Source organism: Sphingomonas sp. TREG-RG-20F-R18-01, from assembly GCF_022662475.1.
GTDB lineage: Bacteria > Pseudomonadota > Alphaproteobacteria > Sphingomonadales > Sphingomonadaceae > Sphingomonas.
In genome coordinates this window covers 498,108-524,382 of the sequence record NZ_JAKNQQ010000003.1, presented here as the reverse complement: position 1 = coordinate 524,382, position 26,275 = coordinate 498,108, and the positions used below count along the sequence as shown (strand labels likewise).

Annotated in this window: 23 protein-coding genes and 2 tRNA genes; 11 read left to right on the top strand and 14 right to left on the bottom strand. The window is 66.6% G+C overall.

Annotated features, from left to right (window positions below):
- Positions 1-69 precede the first annotated feature (69 nt).
- Positions 70-1,329 carry a beta-ketoacyl-ACP synthase II gene (gene fabF, locus L8K25_RS12215; RefSeq protein ID WP_242139242.1) on the top strand — a complete coding sequence of 420 codons (1,260 nt, stop codon included), beginning with the start codon at positions 70-72 and terminating at the stop codon, positions 1,327-1,329.
- Positions 1,330-1,336: 7 nt separating this feature from the next.
- Positions 1,337-2,302 (top strand): endolytic transglycosylase MltG, encoded by a 966-nt coding sequence (gene mltG, locus L8K25_RS12210; RefSeq protein ID WP_242139241.1) that lies wholly within the window; start codon positions 1,337-1,339, stop codon positions 2,300-2,302.
- Between the two features lie 97 nt (positions 2,303-2,399).
- Here mltG and L8K25_RS12205 read toward each other — a convergent pair whose 3' ends face one another.
- From L8K25_RS12205 to L8K25_RS12180, 6 genes are all read right to left on the bottom strand, one after another.
- Positions 2,400-3,275 (bottom strand): acyl-CoA thioesterase II, encoded by an 876-nt coding sequence (locus L8K25_RS12205; protein ID WP_242139240.1) that lies wholly within the window; start codon positions 3,273-3,275, stop codon positions 2,400-2,402.
- Between the two features lie 145 nt (positions 3,276-3,420).
- Entirely contained in the window at positions 3,421-4,548 is a 1,128-nt protein-coding gene (locus L8K25_RS12200; RefSeq protein ID WP_242139239.1) for an acyl-CoA dehydrogenase family protein, read from the bottom strand.
- A gap of 142 nt (positions 4,549-4,690) precedes the next feature.
- Positions 4,691-5,872, bottom strand: a complete 1,182-nt coding sequence (locus L8K25_RS12195) for an acyl-CoA dehydrogenase family protein (protein ID WP_242139238.1) — start codon at positions 5,870-5,872, stop codon at positions 4,691-4,693.
- Between the two features lie 4 nt (positions 5,873-5,876).
- Complete coding sequence (locus L8K25_RS12190) at positions 5,877-7,184, bottom strand: amidase family protein (RefSeq protein WP_242139237.1); 1,308 nt, start codon at positions 7,182-7,184, stop codon at positions 5,877-5,879.
- Positions 7,185-7,442: 258 nt separating this feature from the next.
- Positions 7,443-9,476: a 3-hydroxyacyl-CoA dehydrogenase NAD-binding domain-containing protein gene (locus L8K25_RS12185; protein WP_242139236.1), complete on the bottom strand. Its 2,034-nt coding sequence runs from the start codon at positions 9,474-9,476 to the stop codon at positions 7,443-7,445.
- Between the two features lie 343 nt (positions 9,477-9,819).
- On the bottom strand, positions 9,820-11,055 hold the full coding sequence (locus tag L8K25_RS12180) for a serine hydrolase domain-containing protein (RefSeq protein ID WP_242139232.1): 1,236 nt from the start codon (positions 11,053-11,055) through the stop codon (positions 9,820-9,822).
- 140 nt (positions 11,056-11,195) lie between these two features.
- Between L8K25_RS12180 and L8K25_RS12175 the strand changes: the two genes are divergently transcribed.
- The 3 genes from L8K25_RS12175 (at position 11,196) to L8K25_RS12165 (ending at position 16,377) form a co-directional block, all read left to right on the top strand.
- Positions 11,196-12,941 (top strand): class I adenylate-forming enzyme family protein, encoded by a 1,746-nt coding sequence (locus tag L8K25_RS12175; RefSeq protein WP_242139283.1) that lies wholly within the window; start codon positions 11,196-11,198, stop codon positions 12,939-12,941.
- A 48-nt stretch (positions 12,942-12,989) separates the two neighbouring features.
- On the top strand, positions 12,990-14,738 hold the full coding sequence (locus L8K25_RS12170) for a chloride channel protein (protein WP_242139225.1): 1,749 nt from the start codon (positions 12,990-12,992) through the stop codon (positions 14,736-14,738).
- 331 nt (positions 14,739-15,069) lie between these two features.
- The gene (locus tag L8K25_RS12165; RefSeq protein ID WP_242139223.1) at positions 15,070-16,377 is read left to right on the top strand and encodes a DUF2079 domain-containing protein; all 1,308 of its coding nucleotides are present in this window, start codon (positions 15,070-15,072) and stop codon (positions 16,375-16,377) included.
- Here L8K25_RS12165 and L8K25_RS12160 read toward each other — a convergent pair.
- The 3 genes from L8K25_RS12160 to L8K25_RS12150 all read right to left on the bottom strand — a co-directional run bounded on the left by L8K25_RS12160 (position 16,374) and on the right by L8K25_RS12150 (position 19,208).
- The gene (locus L8K25_RS12160; protein WP_242139221.1) at positions 16,374-17,306 is read right to left on the bottom strand and encodes a glycosyltransferase family 2 protein; all 933 of its coding nucleotides are present in this window, start codon (positions 17,304-17,306) and stop codon (positions 16,374-16,376) included. The genes L8K25_RS12165 and L8K25_RS12160 overlap by 4 nt on opposite strands.
- Positions 17,307-17,487: 181 nt before the next feature.
- Positions 17,488-17,682 (bottom strand): hypothetical protein, encoded by a 195-nt coding sequence (locus L8K25_RS12155; protein WP_242139219.1) that lies wholly within the window; start codon positions 17,680-17,682, stop codon positions 17,488-17,490.
- 134 nt (positions 17,683-17,816) lie between these two features.
- Positions 17,817-19,208 carry a carbohydrate porin gene (locus tag L8K25_RS12150; protein WP_242139218.1) on the bottom strand — a complete coding sequence of 464 codons (1,392 nt, stop codon included), beginning with the start codon at positions 19,206-19,208 and terminating at the stop codon, positions 17,817-17,819.
- A gap of 209 nt (positions 19,209-19,417) precedes the next feature.
- Here L8K25_RS12150 and L8K25_RS12145 point away from each other — a divergent pair, with 209 nt between their 5' ends.
- From L8K25_RS12145 to L8K25_RS12135, 3 genes are all read left to right on the top strand, one after another.
- Entirely contained in the window at positions 19,418-20,668 is a 1,251-nt protein-coding gene (locus tag L8K25_RS12145; RefSeq protein WP_242139216.1) for an AI-2E family transporter, read from the top strand.
- A gap of 23 nt (positions 20,669-20,691) precedes the next feature.
- Positions 20,692-20,768, top strand: a tRNA-Asp gene (locus tag L8K25_RS12140).
- A 76-nt stretch (positions 20,769-20,844) separates the two neighbouring features.
- Positions 20,845-20,921, top strand: a tRNA-Asp gene (locus L8K25_RS12135).
- A 37-nt stretch (positions 20,922-20,958) separates the two neighbouring features.
- On the opposite strand, the gene L8K25_RS12130 is transcribed toward L8K25_RS12135, so the two are convergent.
- The 4 genes from L8K25_RS12130 to L8K25_RS12115 all read right to left on the bottom strand — a co-directional run bounded on the left by L8K25_RS12130 (position 20,959) and on the right by L8K25_RS12115 (position 22,835).
- Positions 20,959-21,171 (bottom strand): DUF2842 domain-containing protein, encoded by a 213-nt coding sequence (locus L8K25_RS12130; RefSeq protein ID WP_242139211.1) that lies wholly within the window; start codon positions 21,169-21,171, stop codon positions 20,959-20,961.
- Positions 21,168-21,740, bottom strand: coding sequence for a 5-formyltetrahydrofolate cyclo-ligase (locus L8K25_RS12125; RefSeq protein WP_242139209.1), 573 nt, complete (start codon positions 21,738-21,740; stop codon positions 21,168-21,170). Before L8K25_RS12125 ends, L8K25_RS12130 begins: the two co-directional genes overlap by 4 nt.
- Before the next feature lie 448 nt (positions 21,741-22,188).
- Positions 22,189-22,488, bottom strand: coding sequence for a cell division protein ZapA (locus L8K25_RS12120; RefSeq protein ID WP_242139191.1), 300 nt, complete (start codon positions 22,486-22,488; stop codon positions 22,189-22,191).
- Complete coding sequence (locus L8K25_RS12115; protein ID WP_242139186.1) at positions 22,488-22,835, bottom strand: hypothetical protein; 348 nt, start codon at positions 22,833-22,835, stop codon at positions 22,488-22,490. The genes L8K25_RS12120 and L8K25_RS12115 overlap by 1 nt, the downstream gene beginning before the upstream one ends.
- A gap of 168 nt (positions 22,836-23,003) precedes the next feature.
- Here L8K25_RS12115 and gap point away from each other — a divergent pair, with 168 nt between their 5' ends.
- The 3 genes from gap to L8K25_RS12100 all read left to right on the top strand — a co-directional run bounded on the left by gap (position 23,004) and on the right by L8K25_RS12100 (position 25,782).
- Positions 23,004-24,014, top strand: a complete 1,011-nt coding sequence (gene gap, locus L8K25_RS12110; RefSeq protein WP_242139184.1) for a type I glyceraldehyde-3-phosphate dehydrogenase — start codon at positions 23,004-23,006, stop codon at positions 24,012-24,014.
- Positions 24,015-24,157: 143 nt separating this feature from the next.
- Complete coding sequence (locus L8K25_RS12105) at positions 24,158-24,568, top strand: MOSC domain-containing protein (protein WP_242139282.1); 411 nt, start codon at positions 24,158-24,160, stop codon at positions 24,566-24,568.
- A gap of 8 nt (positions 24,569-24,576) precedes the next feature.
- A complete protein-coding gene (locus tag L8K25_RS12100; RefSeq protein ID WP_242139172.1) occupies positions 24,577-25,782 on the top strand; it encodes a phosphoglycerate kinase in 1,206 nt (401 codons plus the stop codon).
- 24 nt (positions 25,783-25,806) lie between these two features.
- Here the strand turns inward: L8K25_RS12100 and L8K25_RS12095 are convergent, their stop codons facing one another.
- On the bottom strand, positions 25,807-26,274 hold the full coding sequence (locus tag L8K25_RS12095) for a TlpA disulfide reductase family protein (protein ID WP_242139171.1): 468 nt from the start codon (positions 26,272-26,274) through the stop codon (positions 25,807-25,809).
- Position 26,275 lies beyond the last annotated feature (1 nt).

The following is a 26,275-nucleotide window of genomic DNA, read 5'->3' as shown; positions in this document are numbered from 1 at the left end:
CAGGGCTATTGACCGGGGGCGGGGGGCCGTTTCTTATTTGGATGACAAGAAATACAACGGGAGATGGCCATGCGCCGTGTTGTCGTAACCGGATTGGGGCTCGTGACGCCGCTCGGTGCTGAGGTCGAAACCGTGTGGGCGAATCTGCTCGCGTCGAAATCGGGCGCGGGTCCGATCACGCGGTTCGATGCGTCGGACCAGAAATGCCGGATCGCATGCGAGGTGAAGCCCGCCGACCATGCGTATGGCTTCGATCCCAACCTGCGTGTCGACCACAAGGTCCAGCGCCAGGTCGACCCGTTCATCATCTACGGCATCGATGCGGCTGGACAGGCGCTCGAGGATGCCGGCCTGACCAACATGACCGAGGCGGAACGCTATCGTGCCGGCTGCTCGATCGGGTCGGGGATCGGCGGATTGCCCGGGATCGCGAGCGAATCACTCGTGTGCGAGAACAAGGGGCCGAGCCGCGTCTCGCCGCACTTCGTCCACGGTCGGCTGATCAACCTGATCACCGGGCAGGTCCAGATCAAATACGGCCTGATGGGCCCGAACCACGCGGTCGTCACCGCTTGCTCGACCGGCGCGCATTCGATCGGCGACGCTGCGCGGATGATCGCGATGGACGATGCCGACGTGATGCTCGCAGGCGGCGCCGAGGGCGCGATCTGCCCGCTCGGGATCGCCGGTTTCGCACAGGCGCGCGCGCTGTCGACCGCGTTCAACGACCAGCCCGAAAAGGCGAGCCGGCCGTATGACGTGGCACGCGACGGCTTCGTGATGGGCGAGGGCGCGGGCGTCGTCTGCCTCGAGGAATATGAGCACGCCAAGGCGCGTGGCGCGAAGATCTATGCCGAGGTGATCGGCTACGGCATGTCGGGCGACGCCTATCATGTCACTGCGCCGCATCCCGAAGGGTCGGGCGCGTTCCGCTCGATGGAAATGGCGATGAAGCGGTCGGGACTGCAGCTGTCGGACATCGATTATATCAACGCGCACGGGACCTCGACCCCGCTCGGCGACGAGCTGGAACTCGGCGCGGTCCGCCGCCTGTTCGGCACCAATATCGATACCTTGTCGATGAGCTCGACCAAGTCGGCGATCGGGCATCTGCTCGGTGGCGCCGGTGCAGTCGAGAGCATCTTCTGCATTCTGGCGCTGCGCGATCAGATCGTTCCACCGACGCTCAATCTCGATAACCCCAGCGACAGTTGCGAAGGCGTGGACCTGGTGCCGCACGTTGCCAAGCAGCGGTCGGTCAAGGCAGTGCTCAACAACTCGTTCGGCTTCGGCGGGACGAATGCCTCGCTCATCATGACGGCGGTCTGAGGTTCGGATGCGCCGGTCTGGCTGCCTTGGGCTGGCGCTGCTGCTGATTGCGGCGGTGGCCGTGTTCGGGGTAGCGACCATGTGGGGCGGAAAGGGTCCGCTCGATCGTTCGATCTCGGTGCAGATCGCCCCCGGATCGAGCCTCGCCTCGGTGTCGCTCCAGCTTGAAAAAGCCGGTGCGATCGCCTCGGCCGAGCGGTTCCGTTTGCTTGCGCGCGTGTTCGGATCGAACGCGCCCGTCAAGGCGGGCGAGTATCGGATCCCGCCGCGCATGAGCCAGGGTGACATCCTGAAGGTGTTGCAGGGGACCAAGACGGTCCAGCGCTTTCTCGTGGTTCCCGAAGGGTATCCGTCCATCATGGTGAAGCAGGCGCTTGACCGGACGGCGGAACTGACCGGCACCATCCCTGCGCCGGAGGAGGGCAGCATCCTGCCCGACAGCTATGCCTATCAACGCGGCGAGCCCCGCGCACAGATGGTCGAGCGGATGCAGGTCCCGATGACGCGGTATCTCGCGCAGGCATGGGCGAAGCGTAAGGCCGGGCTCGTGGTGAAGACGCCGCGCGAGGCGCTTATCCTTGCATCGATCGTCGAGAAGGAAACCGGCAAGCCCAGTGAGCGCCGGCTCGTCGCCGCGGTCTACGGCAATCGGCTGCGGCAGGGGATGATGCTGCAGGCGGACCCGACAATCATCTACCCGATTACCAAGGGCAAGCCGCTGGGTCGGAAGATCCTGTTGTCCGAGGTCCGTGCGGTCAACGCCTACAATACCTACGCCATGACGGGCTTACCGGCGGGTCCGATCTGCAATCCGGGACGCGCCAGCATCGATGCAGTGCTGGATCCGGCTCAATCGAAAGCGCTGTACTTCGTGGCTGACGGTTCTGGCGGGCATGTGTTTGCCGACACGCTGGAGCAGCATAATGCGAATGTCGTCAAATGGCGGGCGTATCGATTGGCGCACGGTATCTGAGCGCGGCTGCCTGCAAGACGGCAGGACCACGCAGGGTGTGGGCAATTCCCCAGAGGGTTGCTTTCCCCCCCGGGTATTCCGCGGCACGCCCCGATCGCTATTCGCGCAGGCGGATCAGTCCTTCCTGGGCGACGCTGGCGACCAGTCGCCCATCGCGCGCGAAGATCTTCCCGCGGTTGAACCCGCGGGCGTGCCCCGCCCACGGGCTGTCGCAGGCGTAGAGCAGCCATTCGTCCGCCCGGAAGTCCTCGTGGAGCCATAGCGAATGGTCGAGGCTCGCGGTCTGGAGCTTGTTCATCATCCAGTTGACGCCATGCGGCAGCGTCGCGGTGCCAAGCAGCGACATGTCGGATGCATAAGCGAGAATCGCGCGGTGCATCGCGGGATCGTCGCCGATCGGTGCGACGACGCGGAACCAGCTGTTCTGGAACGGCGCGTGCGGCACCGGATCGAGCCAGCTGCGCGGGGAGACCGGGCGGATCTCGACCATCCGCGGACGCAGGAACATCGCGCGGTAGCGTTCGGGGATCCGGTCGATCATCGCGAGCCGCAGGTCGCGGTCGTTGGTCAGGTCCTCGGGCGGGGGGACCTCGGGCATCGCGTCCTGATGCGCCAGGCCATCCTCCGGGATCTGCAGGGAGCAGGCGAGGTTGAGGATCGGCACGCCGCGCTGGGTCGCTATCACGCGGCGGGTCGAGAAGCTCTTGCCGTCGAAGTCGCGGACGACACGGTAGAGGATCGGGTGATCCTCCGCGCCGGGCCGCATGAAATAGGCGTGGAGCGAATGCGCCGCCTTCGGCGCATCGGTCGACCGCTGCGCCGCTTGAAGGGCCTGTGCGATCACCTGTCCGCCGAACACGCGCCCGAACCCGTCGTTGCCCCTGGAACCACGATAGAGGTCGGTGTCGATCTCCTCGACATCGAGCAGGTCGATTAGGTCCTGCGCAAGCCGGGCGGGGATGGGGTCGGTCATTTAACGTGTCACTCTCTAGCACTTCCCCGGCGAAGGCCGGGGCCCAGTTGCGATGGCCAGGGTCATCGAAGCGCATCGCGCGCCATCACCCGCTCTCTACTGGGCCCGGCCTTCGCCGGGGAAGAACATTTTGGCAAGGGGCCGCTCAGTATCCCGCCGCGCGCGCGAGCCGGTCCGCGTGGAAGTTGGCGTCGCCGAACATCTCGGCCAGCACGCGCGCGCGCTTCATGTAGAAGCCGATGTCATATTCGTCGGTCATCCCGATCCCGCCGTGCATCTGGACACCCTCCTGCACCGACAGCGTGGTGGCGAGCGCGGTCATTGCCTTGGCGACCGACACCGCTTCGTCGGCGTGGACGCTGCCGGCATCAAGCAGTTGCTGCGCCTTGAGCACCGCCGCCCGCGCGACTTCCATTTCCGAATAGAGATGCGCGGCGCGGTGCTGGAGCGCCTGGAAGCTGCCGATCAGCGTGCCGAACTGCTTGCGCTCCTTGAGGTAGCCGACGGTCATGTCCATCGCGCCACCGCCGACGCCGAGCAGCTCGGCCGACGCGCCCGTCCGGCCTGCGCGGAGCAGGCGGTCGAGCGGGGTGCGCCCGCCGTCGACGTCGCCGATCACCGCGTCGGCATCGACTTCCACGCCGTCGAACTCGAGCCGCGCCGCGATGCTGGCATCCGTAAGGCGTTCGGGGGTGGCGGTCAGGTTCGCCGCGTCCTTCGGGATCGCGAACAGCGTTACGCCTTCCGCATCGGCAGCACTGCCGGCGGTGCGTGCGGAGACGATCAGCAGGTCGGCGACGTGGCCGTGCGTGACGAACTGCTTCTTGCCCGACAGCTTGAAGCCGTTGCCGGATCGCTCGGCGGTCAGCGTGACGGTGTCGCGATGCTTCGCTCCTTCGTCGATCGCGAGCGCGGCGACGGTTTCGCCGCTGAGGATGCCGGGGAACCAGCGCGCGGCGTGCGCGCTGCCTTTGAGCGCTTCGACTGCGGCGACTGCGGTCGTGAGGAAGGGCGAGGGTGACAGGTTGCGGCCGATCTCCTCGAGCACGACGCCCGCCTCGACATGGCCGAGGCCAAGGCCGCCATCCGCCTCGTCGATCAGGATGCCCGTGAAGCCCATTTCGGCGAAGCTGCGCCAGAGATCGCGGCTGAAGCCGGTCGCGTCATTTGCGTCGCGCAAACCGCGCATGTGGCTGACGGGGGCCTGCTCCGCGACGAAATCGCGGATCGTGTCCTGGAGGGTGGTTTGGTCGTCATTGAGATAGAGCGGCATTGTTCTTCCTTCTTCTCCCTCTCCCCGGAGGGGAAAGGGTCGGGGAGAGGGGCTGTTCCGGACGATACCGTCCGCGTTAGTGCCCTCTCCCGACCTTCGCTTCGCTTGGCCACCCTCTCCCGCAAAGCGGGAGAGGGAGAAGTTACGCCGGCAATTCCAGGATGCGCTTGGCGATGATGTTGAGCTGGACCTCGCTCGTCCCGCCCTCGATCGAGTTCGCCTTGGTGCGCAGCCACGCGCGCGCCTCGCGGCCGCCGCCCGAGGCTTCGCTCTCCCATTCGAGCGCGTCGGAGCCGCCGGCTGCCATCTGGAGTTCGTGGCGGCTCTTGTTGAGCTCGGTACCGTAATATTTCATCATCGAGGGCTGCGCGGGATGGGCGCGGCCTGCCTTGAGCTCGTCGATGAAGCGTTCGGACATTGCCCCGAACGCCTTAGCGCGGACTTCGAACATCGCGATCGTTGCACGTAGCAGAGGGTCCGCGAGGCGGCCTTCATGGTCGAGGCCGACGGTCGCAATAGCGCCTTCTATCAGAGGGTTGCCGCCAGAACTTGCCAGACCCATGCCGGAGATCATCTCGCGTTCGTGGCCGAGCAGATATTTGGCGACGTCCCAGCCCTTGTTCTCTTCATGGATGCGCTGCGACTTCGGCACCTTCACATTGTCGAAGAAGGTCTCGCAGAACGGCGAATAGCCCGAGATCAGCAGGATCGGCTTGGTCGAGACGCCTTCGCTCGCCATGTCGAACAGCACGAAGCTGATCCCGCCCTGCTTCGACTCCTTGGAGGTGCGGACCAGGCAGAAGATCCAGTCGGCCTTGTCGGCGTAGGAGGTCCAGACCTTCTGTCCGTTGATCACATAATGGTCGCCCGCATCCTCCGCCGAGGTGGCGAGCGAGGCGAGGTCGGAGCCCGCATTCGGCTCGCTATACCCCTGGCACCAGCGGATTTCGCCGCGGGCGATCTTGGGGAGATAGTCGCGCTTCTGCTCCTCGGTGCCGTATTTGAGCAGTGCTGGCCCGAGCATGGAAATACCGAAAGAATTGAGCGGGTTGCGTGCCTTGATTGCGGCCATCTCTTCGCGCAGCACCTTCGTCTCGGCGGGCGACAGGCCACCACCGCCATAGGCCGCGGGCCAGTCGGGCACGGTCCAGCCGCGCGAGGCCATCGCGTCCATCCATTCCTTCTGGCCGGGCTGGAAATCCGGATTGCGACCGCCCCAGCAGGCATCCTTCTCCGAGCGGACGGGTTGGCGCATTTCGGGCGGGCAGTTCGCTTCCAGCCACGCGCGCGTTTCGGTGCGGAAGGTTTCGAGGTCTTGGGTCATCGGATCAACTCCTCATCAATTCATGCGCGGCGCGGGCGATCGCGATCGCGGTGTAATCCCGGTTGTAATCGGCGATCACCTGCACCCCGATCGGCAGGCCGTCGGGATCGGTCCCGACCCGTACGCTGGTCGCGGGAAGCATCGGGAACGTGGCGAGACCGGGATAGGCCATCTGGACCCCCGCCGGTGTGTCCTGCCCGTCGATCGTCGCGATGCGAGTCATCAGCGGGGTGTCGTCGTGGGCGTAAGCGGTGGTGCCCCAGATCGGTGCGATCACCGCGTCATAGTGCGTGAACAGGCGCGCCCAGTTGCGGCGGGACTTGGCCTGCGCGTCGATCAGCGTGAACCAGTCGGGAAGCACGAGCGGCTGACCGCCTTCCATCGGCGCGCCGCGCGCCATCGCGACGACGAGCATGTGGATATAGGCGCCGTGTTGCGCGACAAGATCGGGCAGGAGCGTGCTGGCGTCGTCGACCTGCGCGCCCGCCGCCCGGAAGGCTTCGCCCACCGCGGCGATAGCGGTCTGGATCGTGGCTTGCGATTTGGCGAGCGGGTGTTCCGGGAGCAGCAGGATCCGCCAGTCGCCGGGGCCGCGCGGGGCTGGTCTGGCGAGCGCGTCGCCGCCCATCACGCCGAACAGGGCTTCCAGATCGTCGGGGTCGCGGGCGAGCGGGCCGACGACGTTGAGAGCTACGCCACAACTGTGTGTTCTCGGGAAGTTATGGCCGAAGGATGACAGCGCGTTGTAGGTTGGCTTGTGACCCCACACGTCGCAGAAAGCGGCGGGGAGGCGGATCGATCCGCCGATGTCGGAGCCGATCTCGATGGGGACGAAGCCTGCTGCGAGGGCAGCTGCAGCACCGCCGGAGGAGCCGCCGGGGACGCGGGTGAGGTCGAGCGGGTTGCGGGTGCGGCCGTAGACGGGGTTGTTGGTCTGGAGGTCGGCTAGCGCGACGGGGACGTTGGTTTTGCCGAGGATGACCGCGCCAGCGTTTTTGAGGCGGGTGACCTGGACTGCGTCTTCGCTTGCCGTGAAGTCTGCGTGTTCGGGGAAGCCCCAGCAGGTGACGAGGCCGGCTACGTCGAAGCTTTCCTTGACCGTCATGGGGACGCCGAGGAGGGGGCGGGCATCGTCCTTGGGGCTGGCGTCGATCGCGCGCGCGGCTTCGCGGGCGCGGTCGAAGTCTCGGACGACGACGGCGTTGATTGCGGTGTCGCCGGATTCAATGCGGGCGATCGCGGCTTCGCATTCCGCGAGCGCGGTGGTTTCACCCGCGCGGATCGCGGCGGCGGTTTGCAGGGCGGTTTTCACTTCTCCCTCTCCCCGCTTGCGGGGAGAGGGCCGGGGAGAGGGGCAGTACAGCAGAGCGACCTCTCTGTACTGCCCCTCTCCCGCGCTTCGGCTGCGCCTCGCTTGCCCTCTCCCCGCAAGCGGGGAGAGGGAGAAGAAGCTGCTTCACTTACTGTTCTCCCGCGCAGGCGGGAGCCCAGGGTATCAAACGCTGCGCGCGTAATCCTGGGCCCCCGCCTGCGCGGGGGAACAATGCGACCGGGCGCCACGGTCGCACCCTTACCCATTGAACCGGCCACCGCTCTCGGCTTTCGACTTCAGCAGCTCCGCCACCGCGAACCCGTGCTTCTCCAGCCCCGCGACGATCGTCTTCAGCCCCTCGGTATCCGCCCAGAACATCGGCCCGCCATGATAGACCGGCCAGCCGTAGCCGTAGATCCACACCACATCGATATCGCTCGCGCGCTGCGCCATCTTCTCCTCGAGGATCAGCGCGCCTTCGTTGACCATTGTGTAGAGCGTCTTCTCGACGATCTCCTGGTCGCTGATCTCGCGCTTCTGCATGTTCGACTTGGAGCGGAAGTCCTCGATGATTTCGGCGACCCGGGCTGAAGGCGTCGGGTTCCGCTTCTCGTCATAATCGTAGAAGCCCTTACCGGTCTTCTGCCCCCAGCGGCCCTCGGCGGCGAGGGCGTCGCGAATGTTCTCGATGCGATTGGGGTCGCGGTGCCAGCCGATGTCGACGCCGGCGAGGTCGCTCATCTGGAACGGCCCCATCGGCATGCCGAACGCGACATGGACCTTGTCGATCTGCTCGGGCGTCGCGCCTTCCATCAGCAGCTTCATCGCCTCGACCTGACGCGGCTTGAGCATCCGGTTGCCGATGAACCCGTCGCACACGCCAGCGACCACCGCGACCTTCTTGATCGTCTTGGACAGCGCCATCACGGTTGCGAGCACATCGTCGTCGGTCTGCGCGCCGCGGACGACCTCGAGCAGTTTCATCACGTTGGCGGGGGAGAAGAAGTGCATCCCGACGACGTCGCCGGGCCGCTTGGTGACCGAGGCGATCTCGTCGATGTCGAGATACGACGTGTTCGACGCGAGGATCGCACCAGGCTTGGCGATCGCGTCGAGCCGGGTGAAGATCTCCTTCTTGACGTCCATGTTCTCATAGACCGCCTCGATGATCAGATCGCAGTCGGCGAGCGCGTCGAAGTCGAGCGTCGGATTGAGCGCTCCCATCGCCTGTTCGACCTGCTCGGGCTTGAGACGGCCCTTGGCGGCGGAGGCTTCGTAATTCTTGCGGATCGTCCCCGCGCCGCGATCGAGCGCTTCCTGCGCCATTTCGACGATCGTCACCGGGATCCCCGCCGACAGGAAGTTCATCGCGATGCCGCCGCCCATCGTGCCCGCGCCGATGACGCCGACGCGCTTGATCTCGCGGAGCGGGATCTTCGGGTCGATCCCGTCGATCTTGGCGGCCTGCCGTTCGGCGAAGAAGATGTGGCGCTGGGCAGCGGATTGCACGCCCATCATCAGCTTCATGAATTCCTGCCGCTCGAACGCGATACCCTCGTCGAAGCTCGATCCGTCGGTCGCTTTCTCGACACAGGCGATGTTGGCGGCGGGGGCCTCGAAGCCGCGGAAGCGTTTGGCGTTGTCTTTCCTGAACTGGGCGACGGCTTCGGGATCGGCCTGCGCAACCTTGTCGCGCGCGCGGAGCAGGGGCCTGGCATCGGCGACTTCGCGCGCGAACGCAATCGCGTCGGCTTCGAGACTGTTTTCATTGGCAAGTCTGTCGATCAGCCCGGCGGAAAGCGCGAGCTTGGCGGGGATCGGGTCGCCCTTGGCGGTGAGTTCGAGCGCGAGCTTGACGCCAGCGATGCGTGGCAGCCGCTGCGTTCCGCCCGCGCCGGGGAGCAGTCCGAGCTTGACCTCGGGGGTGCCGATCTTCGCGCTGGGGACGGCTATCCGGTAATGGCAGCCAAGCGTCACCTCGCACCCGCCGCCGAGCGCGGTGCCGTGGATCGAGGCGACGACGGGCTTGTCCGATGCTTCGATCATGTCGACCACCGTCGGGAGGCCAGGCTCCTGCATCGGTTTGCCGAACTCGGTGATGTCCGCGCCCGCGAAGAAGGTCCGGCCGTCGCAGCGGATCACCATCGCCTTGACCTGCGGGTTGGCGAGGCCTTCCTTGATCCCGGCTTCGAGGCCCTGGCGGACGGCAGCGCCGAGCGCGTTGACCGGCGGGTTGTTGGAGATGATGACGAGGACGTCGTCGTGGAGCTGGGTGGTGATCGGGCCGGTCATCGTTTTCTCCTGTTTGCTTCCCCGGCGAAGGCCGGGGCCCAGTCGCGCAGGTTTTTGTAACTGTGCTGAGCGCCCGCCAACTCAGGTGGCGCTCCTGGGCCCCGGCCTTCGCCGGGGAAGCGAAAGGTTCAGGTCAATGCGCGTGCGTCGACCGGCGAATTGTTGGAGATGATGACGAGGACGTCGTCGTGGAGCTGGGTGAACGGGCCGGTCATCGTCTTCTCCTGTTTGCTTCCCCGGCGAAGGCCGGGGCCCAGTCGCGGAGGTTTTTGTAATTTGACGCAGCGCCCGCCAACTCAGGTGGCGCTACTGGACCCCGGCCTTCGCCGGGGAAGCGAAGGGGTCAGGTCAGCGCACTGTAAATCAACGTCTTCAACTCACGACGGATCGGGTAGAGGCTGGACGGCGACACCTGCGTCATGAACACCATGTGCAATTGTTCGACCGGATCGATGAAAAAGGCGGTGGAGAACATCCCACCCCAATAATATTCGCCGACCGAGCCCGGGATCATCGAGCGCGCAACGTCGATATTGACCGCGAAGCCGAGCCCGAACCCCGTCCCCGCATTCGCCGCCTCGCTGAACAGGGACCTGGACATTCTCGACAGGTCGGACCCGCCGGGCAAATGGTTGAGCGTCATCAGGTCGATCGTCTTGCGCGCGAGGATGCGTTCGCCGTCGAGCTCGCCGCCGCCCAGCAGCATGCAGCAGAAGCGATGATAATCGAGCGCGGTCGAGACCAGCCCGCCGCCGCCCGAGACCAGCTTGGGCGCCCGGCTCCACGCGCTTGCGGCACCGCGGTCGTAAAGAATGCGGCCCTTGCCGGGGACGAAGGTGTAGCAGTCGGTGAGGCGATCGATCTTGTCTTCGGGGACGTGGAAGAAAGTGTCGTCCATCCCGAGCGGCGCGAAGATGCGGTCGCGGAAGAATTGTTCGAGCGGCATCCCCGAAACGCGCTGCACGACCGCGCCGAGCACGTCGGTCGCGACCGAGTAGTTCCACGCGTCGCCCGGCGAGAATTCGAGCGGCAGCTTGGCGAGCGCGGCGACGAAGCCGTCGAGGTCATGGTTGCCGTGCCAGCTCTCCAGCCGGAGTTCGCGGTGCGCGGCGTCGACGTTGGTGCGGTTCTGGAAGCCGTAGGTGAGGCCCGCGGTGTGGCGGAGCAGGTCGATCATCCGCATCGGCTCGTCGGTCGGCCGGGTCTGGAACGGCACGCCGCCACCGCCGCCGGCATAGACGCCGACGCCCTTAAACTCGGGGAGGACGTGATGAACCGGCGTGTCGAGCGCGACGCGGCCTTCCTCGACCAGCATCATGAACGCAACCGACGTGACCGGCTTGGTCATGCTCGCGATCCGGAACAGCGAGCGCGCATCGATCGGCGCGGCTTCGCCCTCGCGCGCCGGGCCGAGCGAGGAAAAATGCGCGATTTCGCCGCCTTGCGCGATCAGGATCTGCGCGTGCGGGAGCCTGCCGGTGTCGAGGTAACGCTCCTGCAGAAACGCATCGACCGCTGCGAGGCGGCGTGTGTCGAATCGACCGGCGGCGGACGTAGCGAACTTCATCTCGGCTTCCATACCCCCCATTCGAAACGCTTGCCACCCTATTGCCTTGAGCGGCGCGCAAATCAACACTAACCTGTGCGAAACAGGATCACGCGGCAAACCCGACCTTCAACTTCGGGTCTGCGCGCCGTCAGGAGAGAGTCGTCTTGGATATGCAACCGCTTGTCGCGCTCGACCCGGCCTGGCCCCGGATGACGCTCGCCGATGCCACCGCCGCGCTGACCGCGGCGGGTACGAAGTTCGAGATGGAGACGGTCGAGGTCGAGGGTGTCCCGACTCGCGTGTGGAAACATGCGCCGCCGTCGCTCGGCTGGCTCGCCGCGGCGTCGCGCGCGCATGGGGCGCGGGTGTTCACGGTCTATGAGGACGAGCGCGTAACCTATGATGCCAATGCGCGCGCGGTGGCGGCGCTGGCGCAGGCGTTGCTCACGCGCGGGGTGGCGAAGGGCGACCGGATCGGGCTGGCGATGCGCAATCTGCCGGAGTGGCCGGTGATCTTCTTCGCCGCCGCCAGCGTGGGGGCGATCGTCGTGCCGCTCAACGCGTGGTGGACCGCCGGGGAGCTGGCGTATGGCATCACCGACTCGGGGTGCCGGATGCTGTTCGTCGACGACGAGCGCTATCGGCGGCTGGTGGAGCATGGGGTGGCGTTCCCCGCGGTGGAGACGACGGTCGTCGCACGTGCCTCCGCGCCGCTGGCTGGGAATGCCGAGCGGCTGGAGGATCTGATCGGCACGCCGCACGATTACGCCACGCTTCCCGAGCCAATGTGGCCGGAGGTGCCAGTCGCCCCGGATGATCCCGCAACGATCTTCTACACCAGCGGCACCACCGGCGCGCCCAAGGGGGCGCTCGGGTCGCATCGAAACCTGACGACCAACATCCTGTCGGCGGCCTATTCCTCCGCGCGCGCGAGCTTGCGGCGTGGCGAGACCCCGCCCGAGCCGACGCCAAAGACGCTGCTGATGGTGATCCCGTTGTTCCACGTCACCGCCTGCTCGGCGACGATGATGGGGTCGATCGCGGCGGGGAACACGCTCGTCTTCATGCGCAAATGGGACACCGTCCGCGCGATGGAGCTGATCGAGACCGAGCGCGTCCACATGACCGGGGGCGTGCCGACGATCGCGTGGCAGATCCTCGAACATCCCGATCGCGCGCGCTACGATCTGTCTTCGCTCGAGGCGATCGCCTATGGCGGCGCGCCGTCCGCGCCCGAGCTGGTGCGGCGGATCTACACCGAATTCGGAGCGCTGCCCGGCAACGGCTGGGGAATGACCGAGACGATGGCGACCGTCACCAGCCATGCGGGGGAGGATTACCTCAACCGCCCGACCAGCGCGGGGCCGCCGGTCGCGGTCGCGGACCTGCGTATCATGGACGAAGCGGGCGAGCAGGAACTCCCCATCGGCGAAGTCGGCGAATTGTGGGCGCGCGGGGCGATGATCGTGAAGGGCTATTGGAACAAGCCCGATGCGACCGCGGAAACGTTCGTGAACGGCTGGGTCCGCACCGGCGATCTCGCGCGGGTGGACGAGGAGGGGTTCGTCTATATCGTCGACCGCGCCAAGGACATGATCATCCGCGGCGGCGAGAACATCTATTCGTCCGAGGTCGAGAACGTCCTCTACGCGCACCCCGCGGTCACCGATTGCGCGCTGATCGGCGTGCCGCACCGGACGCTCGGCGAAGAACCCGTCGCGGTCGTCCACCTCGCGGCGGGCAAGACCGCGACCGAGGCGGAGCTCAAGCAATGGGTCAAGGACCGGCTGGCGATCTTCAAGACGCCGGTGGCGATCCGCTTCGTGCCCGAGACGCTGCCGCGCAACGCCAATGGCAAGATCCTCAAGAAGGACCTGAAGGCGCTGTTCGCGGATCGGTGCGAAGCCGCGGCCTGACCCTGCGGAAGGGGTAGGCGCGCGGCGGTCGGCGCAGTATCGGGCGGCATGTCCTTGCGTCGACGTCTGTTCTTCCCCCTGGCGTGGCTGCGCCGCCAGATCCGCGCGAGCGAGTTCGCGCTGATCGTGCTCGCCGTGGTGATCGGCGCAGCGTCCGGCTTGTGTACGGTCGTCCTCGGCGCGTTGGCGCGGACCCTGCAGCACTGGATGTTCGCCCTGCCGCGCGGCCAGCGGCTCAGCGCGGTCGCGTCGCTCGGTTGGGCGCCGTTGGCGATGCTGCCGGTCGGCGGCGCGGTGCTGTCGATCTTTTCCTGGGGCGTGCGCAGCAAGCGACGGCGGATGGTCGACGCGGTCGAGGCGAACGCGCTGCACGGCGGACGCATGTCGGTGCCGGACAGCCTCGTCGTGTCGGGACAGACCGTCATCTCGAACGGCTTCGGCGCGTCGGTCGGGCTCGAGGCGGCCTATGCACAAATGGGTGGCGTGATCGCATCGGTCACCGGCGCGGCATTGCAACTGCGGCGCAGCGACCTGCGCAATCTGGTCGGGGCGGGGGCGGGGGCGTCGATCGCGGCCGCATTCGGCGCGCCGCTCACCGGCGCCTTCTACGCGTTCGAGATCGTGATCGGCGCCTACACCCCCTCGGCGATCGCCCCGATCGCGGCGGCGGCGATTGCGGCGGTGTTCGTGTCGCAGCTGTTCGGCGCCCAGCCCTACATCATCGACTCGCTTTCGGGATTGCCCGCGGAATCGCACCATTACCTGTTGTACGCCGGGCTTGGCGGGGTCTGCGCACTGTTCGGCATCGCGTTGATGCGCCTGGTCGCACTGGTCGAGCAGGGATCGCGGATGGCCCCGGTGCCGGACTGGGCACGCCCGATGCTCGGCGGGGCGTTGCTGATGCCGATCGCCTTCTGGTCGCCGCAAGTGCTGTCGGCGGGACATGGCGCGCTCCACATGGATATTGCGGTGGGGGCGTCGCTCGGCTTCGTCGCGCTGGTGTTCCTGGCCAAGGCGTCGGCGTCGATCGTCTCGCTCGGGTTCGGCTATCGCGGCGGCCTGTTTTTCGCCTCGTTGTTCCTGGGAACGCTGGTCGGGCATCTGTTCGCCGGCGTCCTGGAGATAATCGCGGGCTATCCGGTGGTCGATCCGCACAATGCCGCGATGGTGGGCATGGCCGCGCTCGCCGTGGCGGTGGTTGGCGGGCCAATGACGATGGCGATGCTCGTGCTGGAAGCGACACAGGATTTCGCGCTGACCGGCGCGGTGCTCGCGGCGGCCCTGGTGTCGTCGACGATCGTACGCGAGACGTTCGGCTACTCGTTCTCGACCTGGCGGCTCCACCTGCGCGGCGAGACGATCAAGAGCGCGCGCGACATCGGCTGGATCCGCGCGCTCACGGTCGACAAGATGATGCGGCGCGAGACCCGCGCGACCGACTGCGAGATCAGCATCGGGGAATTCCGCCAGCGTTTTCCGCTCGGGTCGGCCAGCCGTGTCGTCTTGGTAAATGCCGCGCACCATTATGCCGGGATCGTCCAGACACCGGCGGCCTATGCCGACGGGCTCGATCCAGCCGTCGGCGTGGGGTCTATCGCGATCAATGCGGATGCCGCGCTCGCGGTCGATATGGATATCGTCACCGTGATGAAGCGCTTCGACGCGAGCGGCGCGGACGAACTCGCGGTGCTCGATTCGGATCGGCACGTGGTCGGGATCCTGTCGGAGTCCTACGTGCGGCGCCGCTATGCCGAAGAGCTCGAAAAGGCGCAGAACGATTTGTTCGGGGAGCGGTGAGCGGGGCTTGGCCGGGCAAGCCTGGCGGTACGCGGATGGCGGACCCCGTGTGCCGCGAGCGAAGGAATGCGCCCTTTTGACGATGGCCCGAGCGCCGATTTCTCAGCGTTTTTCTATTGCGTTCAATCCTGTCGACGGCTTTATTCGGATTGTTGCGGCGCAACACGTTTTGTAAGCACACGACCGTCGGGGCCAGACTGAGCGATCCTCGGGAAACCGGCTGAGCGAATACGGGTTACGGGGTTTGATTTCCACGGCGGCTGCCGGCGGGAATTTTGAAAGTCGCGCGGTGTTCGGCGCGGCTCCCGGGCGAGAGCACAGGAAGCGTATCATGTCCTTGTTTGCAGGCTTACGGAAAATTCACAGCAATGTGATCGTGCTGGCGCTGTTGATTGTCGGCGCGCTCGAGCGCGCGGCATGGCTCATTTTGCGTCCCGAAGCGCGATGGGCGTCGGGCGAGGCGCTGAACGTCGCGGCATCGGTCGCGCGGGACGGGACGATCGGCGACGTCTTCGCGCGCGGGAGCGGACTGACCGCGCACTTCACCCCGATCCTGCCGTTCGTGGCCGGCTATATCTATCGGGTCTTCGGGCTCCATTCGCCGACCGCCGAGTTCCTGCTGGCGACCATGTCGATCAGCATGGTGTTGGGCTCCGGATATCTGCTGTTCCTGTGCCTCGAAAGGCTCGGTACCCCGAAGCCCTGGCGGTTGGCGGCGCTCGCGATCTTCTGCCTCATTCCCCTCTTTCCCGATCTGGAGACGACCAGTTTCCGGATCTGGGAAGGCGCGCTGGCCGCGTTGCTGGGCGCGTGGGTGCTGCTGCGTGTCCTGAACGCCGAGCTCGCGGAGGATCGCACGCTTCGCACCTGGGGCATTACCTGCGCGATTGCATCGATCCTGTTCTTCCTCAATCCTGCGCTCGGCGTCGCTGGGTTCGCCATGCTCGGGATCTGGCTGATCCGCCAATGCCCGCTGCGCGCGTGGCTTCCGTTCGTCGTCAGCGCGGTCGTGATCCTGGTGGCCGTGCTGACGCCTTGGACGGTCCGCAACTACGAGGCGTTCGGACGATTCATCCCGCTGCGGAGCAACATGGGGCTCGAACTCGCCCTCGCAAACCACCCCGCTGCGGTCAGCGGCGACAATCAGGTCGACGTGTTCCGCAATCGGCTGCGGGAAATCCATCCGCAGGAAAGCCAGGCTGCATTCGACCGAATGCAGGCGATGGGCGGGGAGCGGGTCTATGCCGATCGTCTCGGCGATGAAGCGAAGCAGTGGATCCGGGCCCATCCGGCCCAGTTCGCAACATTGTCGCTACGCCACGTCGTGCAGTTCTACTTTCCGCCGGCATGGCAGTGGGACATTTATGGCGGGCTCAACCGCGCCATCGTGGTGAAGCTGGCGCTGGTCTGGACGCTGGCGGCGCTGGGCCTCATCGCCGCGCTGGCCAGCCTCGTCCTCTGGCGCGGCCGGTATCTGTACCCGGCGATGCTCGTGCTCGTCACGGCACTGCCCTATGCGATGGTGCAGCCGGTCTTGCGGTATCACTACCTGATCCACGGCATCACGCTGTTCCTCGGCATCGAACTCATTCGACGCTGCGTCGCAGCCGTGATGCCGGGACGGCAGCGCGCGGGTTAACCGCGCGCGCCAGGTGCCGGATAGGCGAGATAGGCCAGCCGCCGTACTTCGAGGCGGCCCCGCACGACCGTATCCAGGATCAGCCCGGTAAAGCCGTTGAGCGCCGCGAGGATCACCAGGCCCGAGATCAGGATGAAGGTCGGGAAGCGCGGGACCAGCCCGGTCTCGAAATAGGTGACCGCCAGGGGCACCGCGAGGATCGCGGCGAGCAGCAGGAAGACCGCGCCGATCGCGCCGAAGAACAACACCGGCCGCTCGATCCGGTACAGCGCCAGGATCGTGCGGAGGATGCGCCAGCCGTCGCGATACGTCGACAGCTTGGAGGTGGACCCCTCCGGGCGGGCGTAATACGGCGTTTCGATCTCGGCCACCGGCATCTTGAGTTCGAGCGCATGGACGCTGATCTCGGTCTCGATCTCGAACCCGGCGGACAGGGACGGGAAGCTCTTGGTAAAGCGGCGCGAGAACACGCGATAACCGGACAGGATATCGGTGAACGACCGGCCGAACAGCTTCGCCAGCATGCCAGTAAGCAACGCGTTGCCGAAGCGATGCCCACGGCGATATGATTCCTGCACCTCGCTGATGCGCGATCCGACGATCATGTCGAGCTGTTCGTCCACCAGCCGCGCGACCAGCGCGGGCGCGGACGCTGCGTCATAGGTCGCATCGCCGTCCGCCATGACATAAATGTCGGCATCGATGTCGGCGAACATCCGGCGGACCACCGCACCCTTGCCCTGGATCCGCTCGCGACGGACGACGGCTCCGGCGGCGCGGGCAACCTCGACCGTGCGGTCGCTGCTGTTGTTGTCGTAGACATAGATGATCGCACCCGGCAGCGCGGCGCGAAATCCGGCGACGGTCTGCGCGATCGCAGCTTCTTCGTTATAGCATGGCAACAATACGGCAATCGACGGCGCGGTCATCACGAACTCCCTAAACTCGGCCTGGACGTCCCCGCGTCAGGGATTTCCGACTCGGCCGATAGCTCGTGCGACGCGCCGATGCCACCGCTGAGACGCAGTTTTGCGGCCGATGCGGCAACTATTCGGCATGGTGCGCGCGCCGCGCCATATCGGGTATGGCGCGTACGCCACGTCGTGACGGTCAGCGGTGGTCGGCGCCGTCGGGCGCGATCGCTTCCTCCAGTTCACTGGAACGGCGCTTCAACCGGATCGCCTCGTCGATCAGCTCGGCTGCATGCTCGGTATCGCGTTCCCGGACGGCGAAGGTGACACAATTCATCGCCTCGCGGTGCAAGCGGGTTGCTCGGGACGTGGAACGGTCGATTTTCTGGGGCATGGGTCTTCAAATCGGTCATCGGGAAAGTGCTGAAAAAAGCGTTCGTCGTTCAATAGGTTCCCGTAGATTTGCTGGATCGGGCCAGGATGGTCGCCCGATCCGCCAGGGCACGCCGCGGGCCCCCGTGCCGCACCTCAGATCTGTCCATGGAGCCGCAGGCCGAGCACGGCGACGGGGCCGCGATCCCGGTTGTAGGCGGGATGATCGATCGCCTGGACGTCCGCGCTCAGATGGATCGCCTTGCGGACCGCGAGATCGTAATAGAGTTCGACGATGTCTTCGCTGCCGTAACGGGCAAGACCGCCGTCGCCGACCAGAATGCCGAGGCCGCCGGCCGCGAGATACCGCTGGCGGGCCTGCGACGCGGCGTTGACGACCAGCGCCACGCCGACACGGTCGTTGACCCGCCCCCAGCGTCCCCCGGCCAGCGAAACGCCGCCCGAGACACTGCGATCGACGTCGGTGAATTCGAATGCTTCGTAGCGGCCATCGGCGAACCCCGCGCGCGCGAACACGCCGAGCATGGGCGTTATCGCCTGTTCCAGGTTGAGGCTCAACCCGGCGCGCGTCGCGAAGCGCCGGACCAGCGCGGGATCGGCGGGGAGGCCGGTCGCCATGGACAGGGCGACCGCATCGTCGAGCCGTGCCGTCAGGCCGTGATTGGCGAAGGCGGTCAGTTTGATCTTGCCCGGCTGGCCGCCGAGCTGATGGCGTTCCTCGATCTCGCCGACCAGTTCGTATTGGCGAAAGCCGGTGCCGATCCTTTCGCTGTTGGGCACGGTCGACAGATTGAGCAGCCCGGCGCGAACCGCGAACCGCCCGCGATACAGTTCGGCCGTGCCGCCCGTGGTGTAGCCCCATGCATCGGCGGCGTAATCGAACGCGCCCGCCTCGATCACCGTCCAGTTGAGAAAGTCGCCGCGCGGGTCGTGCGCGTAGCTGTTGGTGTCGAAGACATCGCCGACGCTGATCTTGCCGAACGTCAGGACGAGCCGGTCGGTGCGCCGATCCCCGCCGAGCTGGTTGAGATCGGCGGCGACATGCTCGGACGCGCCGCCGAGGCCGATCGTCTGCCGCAGGAACAGCCGCTGCAAACGGAAATAGGGAGCCTGCTTCCCGACCTTATAGGCCTCGCCGCTCGGGAAGCCGGCCGCGCCGAGCGTATTGGCGAGGCCGAACCCCTGGTCGATCTCGGGATTGATCCACAGTTCGGCGCCTTTCCACGGACGGGCGCCGGCGTAGACGGTAAAATCCGTCGTTTCGCGCGCGTCCCCGCCGGAGCGCAAGCTGTTGGAGCCGTCGGCGGCGGCACGAAAGGCGGGCTGCGCCTGCCCGACGAAGGTGAATTGCGCGTGCAGGGCAAAACGTTCGGGGGCCGCGCTGTCGTCGGGCGTCGCGGGCTTGGGCGCGACCGGCGTCGATCCGGCGGGCGCGGAGGATCCGGCCTGCGCGAGCAGGGGTGTCGCGACAATGCCGAGCGCCATCGGTGCGACACGACACAGCAGCCGCAAGCTCGGGAGGATCATGACGCACTTCCTGCTTTTCTACGGGCACCGCGAACGGTCCGGCGGCGAAACGCTACCGGCCACCGAGTCGTCACCGCCCCGTAGAGGAGGGGCCGTAGCCGGTCAAAGCCGCCCGGCGGTCTCGCGCCCCGGCGCAGAGCAATGCGGTCGTCCGGACCGGCGCGTGCAGCGCGATTGCGGAACGGGCGAATGACGCTAGGGTCGCGATCATGGCAGAACGAGACGATATCCCATCAGGCGCCTTCGGGCCAGCAGGTGCCTTCGGGCTGGCCCCTCCGGGCGGCGAGCCGGAGGACGAGGCGCGGATCGCGCTGCGGCGCGACCGGCTGCTGGCGGCCCTGACCCTCACGGCGGGCGTGGGGCTGGCATTGGCGACACCGTTCGCGCTCAAGGCGGGGGCGGAGTTCTTCCTGCCGACCACCGCCGCGCTGGTGATCGCGATTTCACTGGTGCCGGTGCTCGAATGGCTCGAGCGACGGCGGGTGCCCTCTGCGCTCGCGGCGCTGACGTGCGTGTTGCTGTTTTTGGTCGCGGCAAACGTCGCGCTGGCCGCGATCATCGTGCCGGCGACCGAATTCTTCCGCCGGCTGCCCGAGCGGATCGACCGGATCCAGATGAACATCGCGCCACTGATCGACCTGTATTCGAGCTTCGAGAAATATCTCAACCGCACGGTCCAGCACCTCGCCGCCGCCGGCCCGGTCAAGACCCCGCAGACCGCCGCCGTGGCCCCGCCGAGCTCGATCCTCGAGCTTGCCGCGTCCTCGGCCCCGTCGGTGATCATCCAGGTGTTCTTCGGCGTGCTGGTCGTGTTCTTCTTCCTGTCGGGCTGGACCCGGCTGCGGCAGCGCACCATCACCAGCCGCTCGAGCTTCGGTGGGGCGATGGCGACGGCGCGGGTGATCCAGAACGTGGTCGACGACACGTCGGCCTATCTGGGGACGATCACGATCATCAACCTGACCCTCGGCGTGGCGATCGCGGGCGTGCTGTACGTGATGGGGATGCCCTATCCGCTGATGTGGGGCGGGATCGTCGCGTTGCTCAACTACGTCCCCTATTTCGGCCCGATCGCGGCGGCGGGGCTGCTCGCGCTGGGCGGGCTGATGACGTTCCACGACGTCTGGGTCGCGCTGCTGCCCGCCTTCATCATGATCGGCTGCCATCTGGTCGAGGCGAATGCGATCACCCCGCTGATCGTCGGGCACCGGCTGACCATCAACCCGATCCTCATTCTCGTCTCGATCAGTTTCTGGTCGTGGGTGTGGGGAACGGCGGGCACGTTGCTCGCGGTGCCGTTGCTGATCATCCTGCAGACGGTCGTGCGTGCCGCGGGCAAGCCCGATATCGCCGGTTTCCTGTTCGAACACGGCACGTTGACGAAGCACGGCCAGCCAAATTTCACGGCATCGTCTTCGGATGCAGAAACGGTTGTTGACAGGGTAGGGGGTGTCGCTTAGGAGCCGCGCCTCACGCTTCTCAAGCGGGTGTAGCTCAGTTGGTTAGAGCGCCGGCCTGTCACGCCGGAGGTCGCGGGTTCGAGCCCCGTCACTCGCGCCATTCTCCCGATTTTCGGTGCGGAATGGCTCGGGAAATGTCATGATCCGGTTTCTCGGGCGCGTCGGGTCCGATCTACGCGGGTGTAGCTCAGTTGGTTAGAGCGCCGGCCTGTCACGCCGGAGGTCGCGGGTTCGAGCCCCGTCACTCGCGCCATTCCCTACCGGGAATGGCGCCATGGGCCGAGGCCCGTTCAGCCCCAGCGGCCGGTTTCCATCCACGCCAGCATCCTGCGCAGCGGCAGCACCCAAATCCACGCGATTCCCGCGACCAGATAATAGAGCGCCTGCAAGAGCGGGTGCCATTTCCCGACCACGCCCGACAGGCTTGCAGCGAGCACGCACCAGATCGTGACGAGCGCCAGGATCGCGAGCATGCCCACGGGTTTGCGCCAGCTCGGGGTCATTCTGCTCGGTCCATCGGTCGGGCGATCCATCCACGTTCGGTAATGATCGCGTGGAGCGGCATGTCCCACGCGTCGGTCGGGACGGTGTCGACCTGTTGCACGCTCCAGGCAACCCCGATCCGCCGGGCGTCGGGATAAGCGTCGAATGCGCGGTCGTAATAGCCGGCGCCCTGGCCGAGCCGGTCGAGCTTCGCATCGAACGCGAGCAGCGGGGTGAGGATGATGTCGGGGGTCAGGACCGGGGAGCCGGCGTGCGGCTGGCTGAGGCCGAACGGGCCGGGGTGGAGGTCGTCCACCGGATCCCAGGCGAGGAAGCGCATCGGCTCGGCGCGCGTCGTGACGTGCGGGAGCGCGATTCGACAGCCTGCCGCCAGCGCCGCGCGGGCGAGCGGGGCGGGGTCTGCCTCGCTGCCCATGGGGATGTAAGCGGTGACGGTGAGGCCGGGCTTCAGGAGCGCCAGAAAGGGGGCAGGCGGGGTGAGTTCGGGGGCGGCGGCGGCGTGGAACGCGTCGCGGGTGGCGCGGATGCGCGCGCGGAGCGCGGGTTTGTCGATTGCGGGGGGCGTCATCTGCTCGGTGATAGGCCGAAGCCGCGGCGGGCGTCGATAGCCACGCGCGCACTCCTCTGCGCCCCGTCACCCTGAACGTGTTTCAGGGGCCACCATGGTGCGCGCTCTCCAGCCGCAGGAATGGCGGCACGGTGGATCCTGAAACGAGTTCAGGATGACGGCTGTGGGGGGATGTGGCGCTAACTCAGCAAGGGCGTCGTCGCGGCGAGCGTTTAGTGGCTCGCGCCTCTATCACGACGCGAACAAACGCAACTCCAATAAGCGGGTGGCGGGACCGCCGTGGCCGTGTGCCGGGTTATCCTCTGACGCACGGTACGTCAGGTGGGGATCATGTGCGTCGGGCCAGGGCCCGGGCAGGGACAACCCCCTTGGATGAAGAATAGCCTCAGGGATAATAAAGGCTCGTACCGGGCAGTGCCCGCCGCCGTCCGATATAGGCGCTTGCGGCTTATTGCTCAAGGCGCTCGGCGAGCATTTCGAGCTGTTCCGCGATGAGCCCGAGCAACACCTCGTCGTGGGAGACGGCGGGGGCGGCGGCGGGGCGGCGCTTGGCCTCGTCGAGGCTGTCCGCGAGCATCAGCGCGACGAACAGCATCGTCCGCTCGCCGCTAAGTCCGCCCGAGGCTTTCTCGGCCGTCGGATAGTTGGCGGCGAGCATCGCGCCGAGACGGCGCAGATGGTCCTCCTGCCCGTCGGGGCAAGCGACGGTGTGGCGGCGCGTGCCGAACGTGAGCGTGACTTCGGCCATCAGGCGTCCCCCCGCTCGGCGGCATCGCTCGGAGCCTCGGCCGTATCGGCGGCGTCGGCGGCGGCGAGGACCGTGTCGAGCGTCGCGATCGCCTGGGTCATCCGGTCGCGCAACACGTCGTGGCGCTGTTCCAGCGTGGTCAGGGCGTCGGCGCGACGGCGCGTTGCGACATCGATTCGCGTGAGCGCATCCTCGATCCGGTCGATCATGCGCTTGTGCGCGTCTTCGGGCGAGAGCACGTCCGGTGCCGCCGGCGTCGTCGCCCCTGCGGCCGAAGGCGCGGGGGGTTGGAGGGGACGATCAGGCGATACTGCTGGGGGTGCCGGGTTGGCGATGGGGTCTGCCATCGTCGCGAGATAGCATGGGACTGGCTTGCGACAAGGCGCATTTGTGACGTCTTTGCGTCATGCCGGGCGGTTGACGCGCTGGCTTGCGCCCCGCAAAGACGCGCTCGTCCCATAGGAGTCGGCGCTGGCCCATGCCGCGCCGAGCATGAGCTTGAGGAGCGCAGCACGATGACGGTCAAGGTAGCGATCAACGGTTTCGGGCGGATCGGTCGCCTTGTCGCGCGCGCCATTCTCGAACGCGCCGACTGCGGGCTCGAACTCGTCACGATCAACGACCTCGCCGATGCCAAGTCGAACGCGTGGCTGTTCAGCCGCGACTCGGTCCACGGCAAATATCCGGGCGACGTCTCGGCCGAGGGCAACGACCTGGTCGTTGACGGCAAGCGCATCCGCGTCACCGCCGAGCGTGACCCCGCCAATCTGCCGCACGCCGAGCAGGGCATCGACATCGTGCTCGAGTGCACCGGCTTCTTCACCGACCGCGAGAGCTGCCAGAAGCATCTCGACGCGGGTGCCAAGAAGGTGCTGATTTCGGCACCCGGCAAGGGCGTCGACCTGACCGTCGTGTACGGCGTCAACCATGACAAGCTGACCGCCGACCACACGATCGTGTCGAACGCGTCGTGCACCACCAACTGTCTCGCGCCCGTCGCCAAGGTTCTCAACGACGCGATCGGGATCGAGCGCGGACTGATGACCACGATCCACGCCTATACCAACGACCAGAAGATCCTCGACCAGATCCACCCCGATCTGCGCCGCGCCCGCGCTGCCGCAATGTCGATGATCCCGACCACGACGGGTGCCGCGCGTGCGGTCGGCGAAGTGCTGCCCGAGCTCAAGGGCAAGCTGGACGGCTCGGCGGTGCGCGTTCCCGTTCCGGACGGCAGCCTGATCGACCTGACCTTCATGCCGTCGCGCGAGACAACCAAGGAGGAGGTCAATGCTATTCTGAAGGCAGCTGCGGAAAGCGGTCCGCTCAAGGGCGTGCTGGTCTTCTCGGACGAGCCGCTGGTGTCGATCGATATCGTGCATACCCCCGCCTCATCGACGATCGACAGCCTCGAGACGGCGGTGATGGACGGCAAGCTGGTCCGCGTCGTCAGCTGGTACGATAATGAGTGGGGCTTCTCGAACCGCATGGTCGATACCGCGGGGGCGATGGGCAAGTTCCTCTGATGGCGACTGCCGTCACCCCGGCGCAGGCCGGGGCCGCTGCGTCTTTGGGCACGGTGCCCGACAACGAGACGGCCCCGGCCTTCGCCGGGGTGACGGGTGGCGTTCTGGCGGGGATCGCCCGCCACGGCCGGCCCAAAGGCCCGATGGAGACCGTCGACCACGTCGACGTGACGCTGGAAGGCGGGATCCACGGCGATTTCCGCGGGACGATCAAGCCCGGTGGAAAGGGGCGGCGCCAGGTGACGCTGCTCGAGCGCAGTGACTGGGACGCCGCGATGGCGGAGGTGGGGCATAGCCTGCCCTGGTATGAACGGCGCGCCAATTTACTGGTCGAGGGACTCGATCTGCCGCAGGTGCCGGGAACGCGGTTGCGGATCGGCGATACGGTCGAAGTGATGATCACGCGCGAAACCGATCCGTGCGAGCGGATGGAAGCGCTCGCGGCGGGCCTGCGTGCAGCAATGACGCCAGACTGGCGCGGCGGCGCATGTTCGCGCGTTCTGGTCGGCGGGACGATCCGCGTCGGCGACACGATTTTGGTTCTCGAGGAGTGACGGACGACATGACACGGGCCTTCAAGACGCTGGACGATATCGGCGCAGAGATCGGCGACGTGCGCGGCAAGCGCGTGCTGGTCCGCGAGGATCTCAACGTGCCGATGCAGCACGGCGCGGTCAGCGACGACACGCGGCTGCGCGCGACGCTGCCGACCGTCACCGAGCTGGCCGACAAGGGCGCGATCGTCCTCATCCTAGCGCATTTCGGGCGGCCCAAGGGCACGCCTTCCGCCGAGCTGTCGCTCAAGCAACTGGTCGAGCCTTATGCCAACGTGCTCGGGCGGCCGGTCCAATATGTCGACTGGGAAGGCGATGCGGCGGCGGTTGCCGCGCTTGCACCCGGCGATGTCGCGATCCTTGAAAATACGCGCTTCTTCGGCGGCGAGCAGAAGAACGATCCAGCGGTGGTCGATCGGTTCGCAGCGCTCGGCGACCTGTACGTCAACGACGCCTTCTCCGCCGCGCACCGCGCGCATGCCTCGACCGAGGGTCTGGCGCACAAGCTGCCCGCTTTCGCTGGCCGCGCGATGGAGGCCGAACTCGATGCGCTCGACAAGGCGCTCGGCAACCCCGAGCATCCGGTTGCTGCGGTCGTCGGCGGGGCGAAGGTTTCGACCAAGCTCGACGTGCTCAAGCATCTCGTGACCAAGGTCGATCACCTCATCATTGGCGGCGGGATGGCGAACACCTTCCTCGCGGCGCGCGGCGTGAACGTCGGCAAGTCGCTGTGCGAGCATGAGCTGACCGGCACCGCGGACGAGATCTTCGCCGCGGCCGACAGTGCGAACTGCACGATCCATCTGCCCTATGACGTGGTCGTCGCGAAGGAATTCCGCGCCAACCCGCCGATCCGCACGGTCAACGTGCATGAGGTCGCGGCGGACGAGATGATCCTCGACATCGGGCCGGCAGCGACCGAGGCGCTGGCGGACGTACTCAAGAATTGCCGGACGCTGGTGTGGAACGGCCCGCTCGGCGCGTTCGAGACGCCGCCGTTCGATACCGCGACGGTCGCGCTTGCCAAGACCGCTGCGGCACTGACCAAGAGCGGATCGCTCGTCTCGGTCGCAGGCGGCGGAGATACCGTCGCCGCGCTCAACCAGGCGGGCGTGGCGGACGATTTCACCTTCGTCTCGACCGCGGGCGGCGCGTTCCTGGAATGGATGGAAGGCAAGGATCTCCCCGGCGTGGCGGCGCTCTCGCGGGGGTGATACCCGGTGCGCCGTCGCGCGGGATCATCCGAGCGGCGGCGCAGCTTCCTTCAACAGCGGAACCAGTTCGGCGTTGAGCGCATCCAGCCCGAAGGCACTTGCCTTGGCATAGCGGACATGCCCCGATCGATCGATGATGAAGTTGGTCGGCACCGCGCCCAGCGTATCATACGGCCCCTTGATCCCGCGCGCCGGCGTGATGTGTAGCTGGGCGAACAGTTTCCTCAGCTGGAACGCCGGCACGGAGTCTTCCGTGGCGATGGCATAGACCTTCAGGCCGTGCACCTTCTGCAATTCGTAATAGGCGTCGAGCAGCGGGAGTTCGGCCTTGCACGGGCCACACCACGTCGCCCAGAAGTTGAGCACGACGACCTGTCCGCGCAGCTGTTCCGAGGATACCTTGCTTCCGTCGATCAGGGTAACGACGAAAGGCGGCGCCAGGTCGCCCACTTTCGGCTGCTTTGCCCCGAGCAGCAGCACTGCAGCCCCCATC

Coding starts and splice junctions, on each gene's coding strand:
- fabF (WP_242139242.1), top strand. CDS start 70: ATGCGCCGTGTTGTCGTAACCGGATTGGGGCTCGTGACGCCGCTCGGT.
- mltG (WP_242139241.1), top strand. CDS start 1,337: ATGCGCCGGTCTGGCTGCCTTGGGCTGGCGCTGCTGCTGATTGCGGCG.
- L8K25_RS12205 (WP_242139240.1), bottom strand. CDS start 3,275: ATGACCGACCCCATCCCCGCCCGGCTTGCGCAGGACCTAATCGACCTG.
- L8K25_RS12200 (WP_242139239.1), bottom strand. CDS start 4,548: ATGCCGCTCTATCTCAATGACGACCAAACCACCCTCCAGGACACGATC.
- L8K25_RS12195 (WP_242139238.1), bottom strand. CDS start 5,872: ATGACCCAAGACCTCGAAACCTTCCGCACCGAAACGCGCGCGTGGCTG.
- L8K25_RS12185 (WP_242139236.1), bottom strand. CDS start 9,476: ATGACCGGCCCGATCACCACCCAGCTCCACGACGACGTCCTCGTCATC.
- L8K25_RS12180 (WP_242139232.1), bottom strand. CDS start 11,055: ATGGAAGCCGAGATGAAGTTCGCTACGTCCGCCGCCGGTCGATTCGAC.
- L8K25_RS12175 (WP_242139283.1), top strand. CDS start 11,196: ATGCAACCGCTTGTCGCGCTCGACCCGGCCTGGCCCCGGATGACGCTC.
- L8K25_RS12170 (WP_242139225.1), top strand. CDS start 12,990: ATGTCCTTGCGTCGACGTCTGTTCTTCCCCCTGGCGTGGCTGCGCCGC.
- L8K25_RS12165 (WP_242139223.1), top strand. CDS start 15,070: ATGTCCTTGTTTGCAGGCTTACGGAAAATTCACAGCAATGTGATCGTG.
- L8K25_RS12160 (WP_242139221.1), bottom strand. CDS start 17,306: ATGACCGCGCCGTCGATTGCCGTATTGTTGCCATGCTATAACGAAGAA.
- L8K25_RS12155 (WP_242139219.1), bottom strand. CDS start 17,682: ATGCCCCAGAAAATCGACCGTTCCACGTCCCGAGCAACCCGCTTGCAC.
- L8K25_RS12150 (WP_242139218.1), bottom strand. CDS start 19,208: ATGATCCTCCCGAGCTTGCGGCTGCTGTGTCGTGTCGCACCGATGGCG.
- L8K25_RS12145 (WP_242139216.1), top strand. CDS start 19,418: ATGGCAGAACGAGACGATATCCCATCAGGCGCCTTCGGGCCAGCAGGT.
- L8K25_RS12130 (WP_242139211.1), bottom strand. CDS start 21,171: ATGACCCCGAGCTGGCGCAAACCCGTGGGCATGCTCGCGATCCTGGCG.
- L8K25_RS12125 (WP_242139209.1), bottom strand. CDS start 21,740: ATGACGCCCCCCGCAATCGACAAACCCGCGCTCCGCGCGCGCATCCGC.
- L8K25_RS12120 (WP_242139191.1), bottom strand. CDS start 22,488: ATGGCCGAAGTCACGCTCACGTTCGGCACGCGCCGCCACACCGTCGCT.
- L8K25_RS12115 (WP_242139186.1), bottom strand. CDS start 22,835: ATGGCAGACCCCATCGCCAACCCGGCACCCCCAGCAGTATCGCCTGAT.
- gap (WP_242139184.1), top strand. CDS start 23,004: ATGACGGTCAAGGTAGCGATCAACGGTTTCGGGCGGATCGGTCGCCTT.
- L8K25_RS12105 (WP_242139282.1), top strand. CDS start 24,158: ATGGAGACCGTCGACCACGTCGACGTGACGCTGGAAGGCGGGATCCAC.
- L8K25_RS12100 (WP_242139172.1), top strand. CDS start 24,577: ATGACACGGGCCTTCAAGACGCTGGACGATATCGGCGCAGAGATCGGC.
- L8K25_RS12095 (WP_242139171.1), bottom strand. CDS start 26,274: ATGGGGGCTGCAGTGCTGCTGCTCGGGGCAAAGCAGCCGAAAGTGGGC.